The organism is Streptacidiphilus monticola, assembly GCF_042658505.1.
In the GTDB taxonomy this organism is placed as follows: domain Bacteria; phylum Actinomycetota; class Actinomycetes; order Streptomycetales; family Streptomycetaceae; genus Streptacidiphilus; species Streptacidiphilus monticola.
The window spans coordinates 12,459-22,806 of sequence record NZ_JBHSQJ010000068.1; the positions used below are offsets into that span (position 1 = coordinate 12,459).

8 protein-coding genes and 1 pseudogene are annotated in these 10,348 nt (G+C 73.4%); 8 read left to right on the plus strand and 1 reads right to left on the minus strand.

Features of this window, described 5'->3' with window-relative positions; genetic code table 11:
• Nucleotides 1-440 precede the first annotated feature (440 nt).
• Entirely contained in the window at nt 441-764 is a 324-nt protein-coding gene (locus ACFP3V_RS16835) for a plasmid stabilization protein (RefSeq protein WP_380584165.1), read from the minus strand.
• A gap of 572 nt (nt 765-1,336) precedes the next feature.
• On the opposite strand from ACFP3V_RS16835, the gene ACFP3V_RS16840 reads away from it, so the two are divergent.
• The 8 genes and pseudogenes from ACFP3V_RS16840 to ACFP3V_RS16875 all read left to right on the plus strand — a co-directional run.
• Nucleotides 1,337-3,133, plus strand: a complete 1,797-nt coding sequence (locus ACFP3V_RS16840) for a thiamine pyrophosphate-requiring protein (protein ID WP_380584167.1) — start codon at nt 1,337-1,339, stop codon at nt 3,131-3,133.
• Complete coding sequence (locus ACFP3V_RS16845) at nt 3,133-3,567, plus strand: hypothetical protein (protein WP_380584169.1); 435 nt, start codon at nt 3,133-3,135, stop codon at nt 3,565-3,567. Before ACFP3V_RS16840 ends, ACFP3V_RS16845 begins: the two co-directional genes overlap by 1 nt.
• The gene (locus tag ACFP3V_RS16850; RefSeq protein ID WP_380584171.1) at nt 3,564-5,819 is read left to right on the plus strand and encodes a GMC family oxidoreductase; all 2,256 of its coding nucleotides are present in this window, start codon (nt 3,564-3,566) and stop codon (nt 5,817-5,819) included. The genes ACFP3V_RS16845 and ACFP3V_RS16850 overlap by 4 nt, the downstream gene beginning before the upstream one ends.
• A 209-nt stretch (nt 5,820-6,028) precedes the next feature.
• On the plus strand, nt 6,029-6,997 hold the full coding sequence (locus tag ACFP3V_RS16855; RefSeq protein ID WP_380584173.1) for an NAD-dependent epimerase/dehydratase family protein: 969 nt from the start codon (nt 6,029-6,031) through the stop codon (nt 6,995-6,997).
• A gap of 142 nt (nt 6,998-7,139) precedes the next feature.
• Entirely contained in the window at nt 7,140-8,777 is a 1,638-nt protein-coding gene (locus ACFP3V_RS16860; RefSeq protein ID WP_380584175.1) for an RICIN domain-containing protein, read from the plus strand.
• A 110-nt stretch (nt 8,778-8,887) separates the two neighbouring features.
• On the plus strand, nt 8,888-9,322 hold the full coding sequence (locus tag ACFP3V_RS16865) for an STAS domain-containing protein (protein ID WP_380584177.1): 435 nt from the start codon (nt 8,888-8,890) through the stop codon (nt 9,320-9,322).
• 83 nt (nt 9,323-9,405) lie between these two features.
• Nucleotides 9,406-9,969 carry a hemerythrin domain-containing protein gene (locus tag ACFP3V_RS16870; protein ID WP_380584179.1) on the plus strand — a complete coding sequence of 188 codons (564 nt, stop codon included), beginning with the start codon at nt 9,406-9,408 and terminating at the stop codon, nt 9,967-9,969.
• Nucleotides 9,954-10,348 (plus strand): annotated as a pseudogene (locus ACFP3V_RS16875) (endonuclease); the annotation flags it as partial. The gene ACFP3V_RS16870 and the pseudogene ACFP3V_RS16875, both read left to right, overlap by 16 nt.

The window sequence follows — 10,348 nt, forward strand, 5'->3', positions numbered from 1 at the left end:
GTGCTCGCGCAGCGCGGCCGCCAGGGCGATGGCCACGGCGACGGCGGTCTCGAGCCAGGTGACCGTGCTGATGAAGACCAGCTCCAGGCCCGTCAACAGCACGGTCCAGACGACGACTTCGGCGACTTCGTCCATCGCGAGCGCCCCTCCCTACGCCGGTGGGGGAGGCGGAGCCGGCTGGGGCTCCGGCTGGGGCGGCGGCACCGGGTCCGGCAGCGGAGGGGGCGGACCGGGAGGCGGCTCCGGCGGTCCCACCGGCTCCGGGATCGGCGGCCCGGGCGGCGGCTCGGGCGGCTCCGGGATCGGCGGCGGGTCCCCTGGCCGGGGCGGGATGATGTCGGGGTCGGGCGGGGCCGGGACGGTCATGTCACTCTCTCCTCCAGCTCGTCCAGCTCGCTCCTGACGGTTCCGGGCGCACGGAACGCTCCGCGCGGCCGGATTCACTTGCCGAGAGCGTTCGCGAGCTCGCCCTTGTTCATGTGCGAGCGGCCCTTGATGTTGCGCTTCTTCGCCTCTTCGTACAGCTGGTCCCGGGTGGGGCCCTGTGCCCCGCTGTGGGAGCGCTTGCCGCCCCGGTGCCCCGAGGAGACGTCCTTGACGGAGGTCCGGCTGGCGGTCTTGGACTCACCGTGCCGCGCCCGCTCCTTGTTCACCGTCCGCGCGGCGATCTCCTTGGCGCGCTTCTCGGACTCGCCACGCTGCTCGGCGCTCTCCTTGATGTGCTCGTACTGCCGCTCCCGCTTGGGGCTCGAACCGGCAGGCATCGCTGCACCTCCCTGCCTCGTGTGGTCGTTCTCTGTCCGTTCCGGTCCGCGCCTACCCCCGCCTCCGCACCCGAACCACCCGCCCCCACCCGTGGCGTGCGGGGGTGGGGCACCCGGACACCCGCGGCGCCGGGCCCCAGACCCGGTGACGGCCCCCGTCGGTGTCCCTGGGGCCTGTCCGGTCGTCCGCCGAACGATGCAGGAGACGGGCCCCGCGCGTCGCCCGCGCGGAGCGCGGCGAGCCTGCGGTCCGCCGGGCGGCTTCGATGCGGTCGCGGACGCCGAGTCGTCCAGCGGCCTGCCTCGGCGACGCGTGGGCGCTGGGCGCAGCGGGGGCGCGTGGGGTCGCCCGCGCGGAGCGCGGCGAGCCTTGCGGTCCGCCTGGCTGGGTTCGGTGCGGTGGCGGGGGTCGACTCGCCTGCCGTGGGCGGGCGCGTGGGCGCTGGGCGCACAGCGGAGCGCGTGGGCACTCGGCGGGGGCAGGGGTGACGCGTGGGCGGCCACGGGGCGGAGCATCGGGCTCCCCGCGAAGCGGGAGGTTTCCGGGAGGGGATCGGGGCCAGACGCTTGGCATGAGTACGAAGGTCTCCGACCAGATTCTCTCCCGCCTGCGTGAATGGGGGGTCGAGCACGTCTTCGGCTACCCCGGCGACGGGATCAACGGGCTGCTGTCCGCATGGGGGCGAGCCGACAACCGGCCGCAGTTCGTGCAGGCCCGGCACGAGGAGATGGCCGCCTTCGAGGCGGTCGGCTACGCGAAGTTCTCCGGGCGGGTCGGCGTCTGCGCCGCCACCTCGGGGCCGGGAGCCATCCATCTCCTCAACGGCCTCTACGACGCCAAGCTCGACCACGTCCCCGTCGTGGCCATCGTGGGGCAGACCAACCGCAGTGCGATGGGCGGCAGTTACCAGCAGGAGGTGGACCTGCTGACGCTGTTCAAGGACGTCGCCTCCGCCTACTGCCAGATGGTCACCGTCCCGGAGCAGCTGCCCAACGTCCTGGACCGGGCGCTGCGCACCGCCGCCGCCTGGAAGACGGTGACCGCGGTCATCGTCCCGGCCGACGTGCAGGAGCTCGACTACAGTCCGCCCGAGCACGCCTTCAAGATGGTCCCGTCCAGCCTCGGCATGCCGCACTGGGCGCCGGTGCCGTCCGCCGAGGACCTGCAGCGGGCCGCCGAGGTGCTCAACTCCGGCAAGCGGGTGGCCATGCTCGTCGGCCAGGGCGCGGCGGGGGCGCGGGCGCAGGTCGAGCAGGTCGCGGAACTGCTCGGCGCCGGCGTCGCCAAGGCGCTGCTCGGCAAGGACGTGCTGCCGGACACCCTGCCCTATGTCACGGGCGCCATCGGCCTGTTGGGCACCCGCCCCTCCTACGAGCTGATGCGGGACTGCGACACCCTGCTCACCGTCGGCTCCAGCTTCCCCTACAGCCAGTTCCTGCCCGAGTTCGGCAAGGCCCGGGCCGTGCAGATCGACATCGACCCGTTCATGGTCGGCATGCGCTACCCCTATGAGGTCAACCTCGTCGGCGACGCCGGCCGCACCCTGGACGCGCTGATCCCGCTGCTGCACCGCCAGTCCGACCGGCACTGGCAGGAGCAGGTGGTCAAGAACAGCGAGCGCTGGTGGGAGGTGATGGAGCGCCGTGCCCAGGTCCCGGCCGACCCGGTGAACCCCGAGTACGCCGTGCACGCGCTGGACGCGCTGCTCCCCGGGGACGCCATCGTCACCGCGGACAGCGGCTCCGCCGCCAACTGGTACGCCCGGCACCTGCGGTTTCGCGGCTCGATGCGCGGGTCGCTGTCGGGCACCCTGGCCACCATGGGGCCCGGCGTCCCGTACGCCATCGGCGCGAAGTTCGCCCACCCCGACCGTCCCGTCATCGCGATCGTCGGCGACGGCGCGATGCAGATGAACGGGCTGGCCGAACTGCTCACCGCCGCCAAGTACTGGACGCAGTGGGAGGACCCGCGGCTGGTCGTGGCGGTGCTGAACAACCACGACCTGAACCAGGTCACCTGGGAGATGCGGGCCATGGAGGGCTCCCCGCAGTTCCTGCCCTCGCAGCAGCTGCCCGACGTACCCTACGCCCGGGTGGCCGAACTCTTCGGCCTGCACAGCTGGTTGGTGGAGAAGCCGGACGAGGTCGAGCCCGCCTGGCGCGAGGCGCTGAACGCGGACCGGCCCTGCCTGATCGAGATCCGCACCGACCCCGCCGTGCCGCCGATCCCGCCGCACGCCACCTGGGACCAGATCCAGGCGGCCGCCGAGTCCGTGCTCAAGGGCGACAGCGACCGCGTCGACATGGTCCGGCAGGGCTTCCGGGCCAAGCTCCAGGAGTTCCTGCCGGGCAACGGGAGGCACCACTGATGCTGCGTCCTCTGGAGGAGGTCAGGAACGGCCGGTTCCAGCGTTCGCTGGCGCTGGCCACCGGGCTGGGCTCGGTGGTGACCAGCGCGGAGATCTACCTGGAGCACGACCGGGCCGGCTTCGGCAACAAGGTGATGTGGTGGCCGGTGCTGCTCGGCCCGGTCGGCGCGGCCGCGGGCCTGGCCGGGGCGCTCTCCGAGCGGTCCGCGCGCACGCTGCTGCCGCTCGCGTCGGCGGCCATCGTCGCCAACGGCCTGCAGGGGACCTGGCTGCACCTGCGGGGCATCGGCGACAAGCCTGGCGGCTGGAGCCCCGCCACTCTGCGCTACAACGTGGAGATGGGGCCGCCGCTGTTCGCCCCGCTGCTGATGACCATGGTCGGCGGCATGGGCCTGGTCGCCGCCGTCCTCCGGCGCGAGGGTGCGTCCGCATGAGCGGATGGGACGTCATGTCCCAAGCGGGGCACTGGGATCCGGTCACCCGTGCGGCGGTGGAAGCCCGCCTGGGCCCCTGGGACGAGCCGAGCTTCTTCACACCGGCCGAGTGCGCGGTCGCCCGCGCGCTGCTCGACCAGCTGCTGGACCGGCCGGACGCGCCCGTGTTCGAGATGGTCGACGCCCGGCTGAACCAGAACCGCACGGACGGCTGGCGCTACGGCGACATGCCCGAGGACCGGGACGCCTGGCGGCGCTCCCTGGCCGCGCTGGACGAGGACGCGCGGGAGGCGCACGCCGGCTCCCACTTCGCCGACCTGGCCCGCACCGAGCAGCGCGATCTGGTGCGCTCGGTCCAGGAGTTGGGGCCCAAGCCGTGGCACGGGCTGAACGCGGCGCACGTGTGGAGCCTGTGGACCCGGTACGCCTGCTACGCCTACTGGTCCCACCCGGTGGCCTGGAGCGAGATGGGCTTCGGCGGCCCCGCCTACCCGCGCGGCTACCTGCGGCTGGCCGGGGGGCAGCGAGAGCCCTGGGAGCCGGAGATGGACACCGAGGCGCCCCCGGCCGAGCCGCCGACGCGGCGCCCGGTGCCGCCCGGCCCGCCCGTGCGCCACTCGCGGCTGCGCGCCGCCGCGGCGACGCTGGCCGCGACCGCCCGCAGCGACCGTGACGTGCGCGAGCGCAACGCCTCCGCCTGGCTGCCCGGCAACGAGGAACTGCTGCCCGGGATGCGGAAGTTCGCTGACCAGGACGAGGTCGACCTGGTCGTCGTCGGCTGCGGGGCCGGGGGAGCGACGCTCGCCCAGCGGATGGCCCGGGCCGGGTGGCGGGTGGTGGTGCTGGAGGCGGGTCCGTTCTGGAACCCCGAGCGCGACTGGGTCAGTGACGAGGCCGGCTCCCACCATCTGTACTGGACCGAGCCGCGGGTCATCGACGGCTCCGACCCGGTGCCGCTGGGGTCCAACAACTCCGGCCGCGGCGTGGGCGGTTCGATGATCCACTTCGCTGGCTACGTGCCCCGGTTCCACCCCTCGGACTTCCGCACCCGGAGCGAGGACGGCGTCGGCGCGGACTGGCCGATCAGCTACGAGGACCTGCGCCCGTACTACGAGCGGATCGAGCGGGAACTGCCGGTGGCCGGCCAGTACTGGCCCTGGGGCGACCCGCACCCGTACTCCCACGCGCCGCACCCCGTCGGCGGCAACGGCGAGATCTTCCTGCGCGGCGCGGCCCAGTTGGGCATCGACGCGCGGGTCGGCCCGGTCGCCATCACCAACGGCCGCTTCGGCAACCGTCCGCACTGCATCTATCGCGGATTCTGCCTGCAGGGCTGCAAGGTCAACGCCAAGGCGTCGCCCCTGATCACCCACGTGCCGGACGCGCTCGCGCACGGCGCGGAGATCCGCGCCCACTCGATGGCGAGCGAGGTCGTGGTCGGGCAGGACGGTCGCGCCTGCGGCGTACGGTACTTCCGCGACGGCCGCGAGCGGATGCAGCGCGCCCGGGTGGTCGCCGTCGCCGGCTACTCGATCGAGACGCCGCGGCTGCTGCTCAACTCGGGCCTGTGCAACGAGTACGACCTGGTCGGCCGCTACGTCATGGTGCAGGGCGCACCGCAGACGGCCGGACGCTTCACGGACCAGATCCACATGCACAAGGCCCCGCCGCCCGAGGTGACCAGCGAGCAGTTCTACGAGACCGACCCGGGACGGGACTTCGCGCGCGGGTTCAGCATCCAGAACATCTCGCCGCTGCCCATCACCTGGGCCGAGCACGTCACCGCGCAGGGTCACTGGGGCCCCGAACTCCGGGACTACATGCGGGACTACACGCACTGGGCGACGCTCGGCGCGCTGTGCGAGCTGCTGCCGCAGCCGGACAACCGGGTCACCCTGGCGGAGGAGACGGACCGGCACGGGCTGCCGGTCGCCCGGTTCAGCTACTCGCAGTGCGAGAACGACCGCCGCAACATCCGCGCGGCGGCGCGGGTGATGGAGGATCTGCTGGCGGCGGCGGGCGCGAGCGAAGTGATGACGGTCGACCGCTACGCGCACCTGGTCGGCGGCTGCCGGATGGCCACCCGTCCGGAGGACGGCATCGTCGGTCCGGACCTGCGGACGTTCGCCGTGCCCAACCTCCTGATCACGGACGGCTCCGTCCTCCCCACGCAGGGCAGTGCCAACCCGGCCCTCACCATCATGGCCCTCGCCGACCTGGCTGCCGCCCGCCTGGTCGCCGACCCGCCGTAACGGCGCAACCTGCCAAGGCCGTTGGGCGAGCCTCGGGAACGGCGCGGCCCGGGTCGGGTTGCCCCGTGCCCCGGCACGGTGCCGGACGGACTCGACGCGGGCGGTCAGGCGCCTGCGGCTCGGGCGGCCCGGGAGTGTCGGGGGAGACCTTCCGGCCCTCCGGCCCGGAGGGCGTCCCCGCTCCGGTGAGGGTCTGGCAGGATGCCCGCATGCGGATACTGATCTTGGGTGGGACCCGGTTCGTCGGGCTGCATGTCGCGCGGACCGCGCTGGCCGCGGGCCATGAGGTGACCGTGCTGCACCGGGGACGGAGCGGGCCCGGCGTCCTGCCGGAGGCCGAGCACCTGCTCGCGGACCGGGACGTCGACCTCTCCGTGCTGCGCGGACGCAGCTGGGACGCCACAGTCGACGTCAGCGCATACTTCCCGCGCCAGGTCAGGGAGTTGGCCGCCGCCCTCGCCCCCGGCGCGGCCGGGCGCTACCTGCTCGTCTCCTCCCTGGCGGTCTACGACACCCCCGCCGCCCCGGGCTTCGCCGAGGATTCCCCACTGCTCCCGGCGGACGGTCCCGAGCCTGAGGCCGTCACCCCGCAGACCTACGGCGTCCTCAAGGTGCAGTGCGAGCGTGCCGCCCGCGCGGCGTTCGGGCCGGACGTGCTGCTGGTCCGGCCCACATACGTGATCGGCCCGCAGGACTACACCCACCGCTTCGACTACTGGGTCCAGCGCCTCGCCCGGGGCGGCGAGGTCCTGGCACCCGGACGGCCGGACGCGCCGGTCCAGGTGGTCGACGCCCGCGACCTCGCCGCCTGGATGCTCTCGCTGCTGGAGCACGGCGCCTCCGGCGCCTATCACGCCGCCACCCCGCCGCCCTTCACCATGGGCGACCTGCTCGGCGCCGCGGCCTCCGCGGTGTCCCCGCCCGGGACGACGGTGACCTGGGTGGACGACGCGTTCCTGGCCGCTCGTGGGGTGGGGTCGGCCGCCCTGCCGCTGTGGACGACCGACCCGCTCGTCCGCGCCACCAGCACCGCGGACCCGGCCGCCGCCCTCGCGACCGGGCTGAAGCTCCGCCCGGTCGCGGAGTCGGCCCGCGACATCGAGCCCTTCGAGCCGGTGGCGGGGACACTGACGCCCGCTCAGGAGGCAGAGCTGCTGGCCGCCTGGCACCGGCGGTAGCGCCGCCCACGACCGCGCCGCACCCGAAGGCTAGTTGACGATCCGTCAGAAAACATGAGCAGGGCTCTTGTTATACCTACCGTCCAGTACCTACCGTGGCTCCGACCGACGCACCGCTCCCTCCCACCCTCAAGGAGTACGCGTGTACGGATCCACCACGTCCAGAAGGGCGCTGCCCTCCCTCGCGGCAGCCCTGCTGCTGGCCGGCGCCGCCTGGGGCGCCGGCGGCGGCACACACGCCGTCGCCGACACCCGGCCCGCGGCCGTGGTCGCGCTCGGGGACAGCGCCATCTCGGGCGAAGGAGCGGGCACCGACACGGGCGACGCCTACGTCGCCGGCACGGACGGGCCCGCGAACTACTGTCACCGGCACAGCCAGTCCGAGATCTTCGACACCGGCCTCACCGGCGTCACGCCCATCGACCTCGCCTGCTCCGGCGCGCAGACCGGCGACCTGGTCAGCGACCCGGCGCTGGCCGCGATCACCGGCGGCGGCAGCGGGGACTTCGGCGAGCCCCGGCAGGACGTCCAACTGGCGGGCGTGGCAAGCAAGTACGACGTCAAGATGGTCGTCGTCACGATCGGGGCCAACGACGACTTCGACTTCAGCGGGATCATGGAGAGCTGCCTCGGCCAGTACTTCCCCGTCCCCAAGTCCCAGGGCTGCCGGGACACCATCGGCAGCGCGACCATCAGCGCCCGCGCCAAGGCGGTCCAGCCCAAGGTGCGGGCCGCGCTGACGAACATCCGCAACGTCATGCGGAACGCCGGATACGCGGACGGGGACTACCAGTTGGTGCTCCAGTCCTACTTCACGCCGATCACCCCGGACATCCGCACCAACACCTACGCGGGCAAGGTCGCCGCCGGCTGCCCGGCCTTCCCGGAGGACCTGGCCTGGGGCCACAACTGGGTCGTGCCCACCCTCGACGACGCGCTGCGCCAGGCGGCGGAAGGCGTCCCCGGCGTGCGGTTCCTGGACCAGCGCCGGGTCAGCTACGGACACGAGGTCTGCGCCGAGTGGACCAGCTCGCCCTACGAGTACACCAACGGCGACGTCATCGACCTGAGCGAGAACACCCGTAACGGCTGCGACTACTCCATCGGCATCCTCGGCCTGTGCGAGAACGAGATCCGGCAGTCCTACCACCTGCGGGTCGCCGGATACCAGGGCGAGGGCGCCTGCCTCGGCCAGTTCTACCGGGCGCCGCAGCAGCAGGAGGCCTACTGCACCCTCAACCAGGCCGACGGCACCTCGATCCTGCCGCTGGCACCCGGTCGGTCCTCCTTCGCCGACGTGCCGGAGGACGGCGCCTGGTACCAGCTGACCAACCAGGCCGACGGGAAGGTGCTCGACCTCTCCGGCGGCGGCAGCTACGGCGACGCGACCAACGGCCGGCTCGCCATCACCTATCCGGCGGACGGCGGGCTGAACCAGTCCTTCGTCCTGGAGGCCAGGACCGGCGGCGCCTACGAGCTGGACTTCAGCGGCAACCGGAACATGTGCCTGGACGCGACCGGAGCCGCCACCACCGCCGGCACCCGGATCGAGCAGTGGGGGTGCAACGGCGGCGGCAACCAGCACTGGCTGCTGGAACCGGCCGGCGCCGCCGGCGGCTGGTACCGGATCGCCGACTCGCAGAACCCGTCCATGGTCGTCACCGCGGGCGCGGACAAGGACGCGAACGGCAACACCGTCACCACCCTCCAACCCGACACCGGCGCGGCCGGGCAGCTGTGGCAGCTGACCAAGCTGGGCATCGTCTACCTCCACGGTTGAACCGCCGAAGCCCCGGCACCCGGGGCCCGGCGACCGGTGGGGGGCGTGCTGTGTAGCACGGNCGGGTAGGCGCGCGGAGCAGCAGAACGTGACCGCGCACGGAGGATCGCATGGAGCGGGCGCAGCCGGGACCTGGTGCCACCACTCAGCAGGGTCGTGCCGGGGGACCGCGCGGCCCCGCGCCGGGCCGTCCGCCTGAGAGCCCCACCGGACTGTCGGTCACCGTCCGCACCCAGCCGGGCGGCGTGGTGGTCGCCCTCGACGGCGAACTGGACCACGGCACCGTCGGCCAGCTGAGCCCGGTCCTGGAGGGGATCCGGGTGCTCGGGGCGGACCGGGTCATCCTGGACTGCGCCAGGCTCAACTTCTTCGACTCGTCCGGACTCCGCGTGCTGCTGCGCGGCAGGCGGCTCGCGGAGGCGGAGGGTGGCTCGCTGGAGCTCGCGGCCCCCCAGCCGATGCTGGAGCTGACCCTGCGTCTGACCGGCACCTGGGACCTCTTCCCGGTGCACCGCACCCTGGAGGACGCCTGGCTCGACGGATGACGGGACGCCCGCAGGCGAGGACACTCGGTACTGAGCCCGCTGGCGCACCCCAGGCGACTCGGACGGACGGAAGCGAGGCTGTCATGGGCGCCGATCTCTTGCACGAACTCGCCGCGGACCACGTGGCGTTGACCAACTACACCGCCGCCCTGCAGGGCACGCCGCTCGGCCACCCCGAGCGCCGGGTCCTGGTCCAGGGAGCGGCCCGGCTGCTCGCCGCCCACGCGGCCGCCGAGGAGGCGTACCTCTACCCGCTGCTGCGCACCCTGCCCGGCGGCGACAAGGACGCGGCGGACGCGGCCCAGCGCCGCACGGCGCAGATGGAGGCGGTGCTGCGGGAGCTGGACCGGCTGGACGTCCACTCGCCCCAGTTCGACCGGCTGGTCGCCCAGTTCACCGAGCTGGCCAGCGCGCACCAGCGTGGCGACGAGGCCAACCTGTACCCCGTCGTCAAGTCCTGCGCCTCGACCCAGCAGCTGTCCGAACTCGGCGAGCGCGCACGGGAGCTGAAGGCCGAGGCGGGCCGCACCCACGTCCGCACCGAGCCCCCGGCCGACACCTACCAGCACGGCGAGCCCAGCCTCGGGGAGAAGCTGCGGCTGCTGTTCACCAACCGCGGCGGCTGGCAACGGTGGCAGCCCAGATAGCGGAGCTGCTGCGGGAGCACGGCCGCACCTTCGCGGCCGAGGCCGGGATCACCCTGCGCGACCAGCCCTCGCCGCTGTACCGGCTGCTGGTGCTCTCGCTGCTGTGCTCGACGCGGATCTCGGCGTCCATCGCGGTGGACGCCGCCCGCGAACTGTCCCGCGACGGGCTGCGCACCGCGCGGGCGATGGCTGACGCCGACTGGCAGCGCATCGTCGACGCGCTCGGCCGCGCCCACTACCGCCGCTACGACGAGAGCACGGCGACCGCCCTCGGCAAGGGCGCCCGGCTGCTGCTGGACCGCTGGGGCGGGGACCTGCGCCGCCTGCGGGACGACGCGGAGTCGGCGGCGGGAGCCGACGGGGGCCTGGCCGGCGCCGT

Excerpts from the sequence above, each read along its gene's own strand:
- ACFP3V_RS16835 (WP_380584165.1), bottom strand. The coding sequence starts at position 764 with ATGCCTGCCGGTTCGAGCCCCAAGCGGGAGCGGCAGTACGAGCACATC.
- ACFP3V_RS16840 (WP_380584167.1), top strand. The coding sequence starts at position 1,337 with ATGAGTACGAAGGTCTCCGACCAGATTCTCTCCCGCCTGCGTGAATGG.
- ACFP3V_RS16845 (WP_380584169.1), top strand. The coding sequence starts at position 3,133 with ATGCTGCGTCCTCTGGAGGAGGTCAGGAACGGCCGGTTCCAGCGTTCG.
- ACFP3V_RS16850 (WP_380584171.1), top strand. The coding sequence starts at position 3,564 with ATGAGCGGATGGGACGTCATGTCCCAAGCGGGGCACTGGGATCCGGTC.
- ACFP3V_RS16855 (WP_380584173.1), top strand. The coding sequence starts at position 6,029 with ATGCGGATACTGATCTTGGGTGGGACCCGGTTCGTCGGGCTGCATGTC.
- ACFP3V_RS16865 (WP_380584177.1), top strand. The coding sequence starts at position 8,888 with ATGGAGCGGGCGCAGCCGGGACCTGGTGCCACCACTCAGCAGGGTCGT.
- ACFP3V_RS16870 (WP_380584179.1), top strand. The coding sequence starts at position 9,406 with ATGGGCGCCGATCTCTTGCACGAACTCGCCGCGGACCACGTGGCGTTG.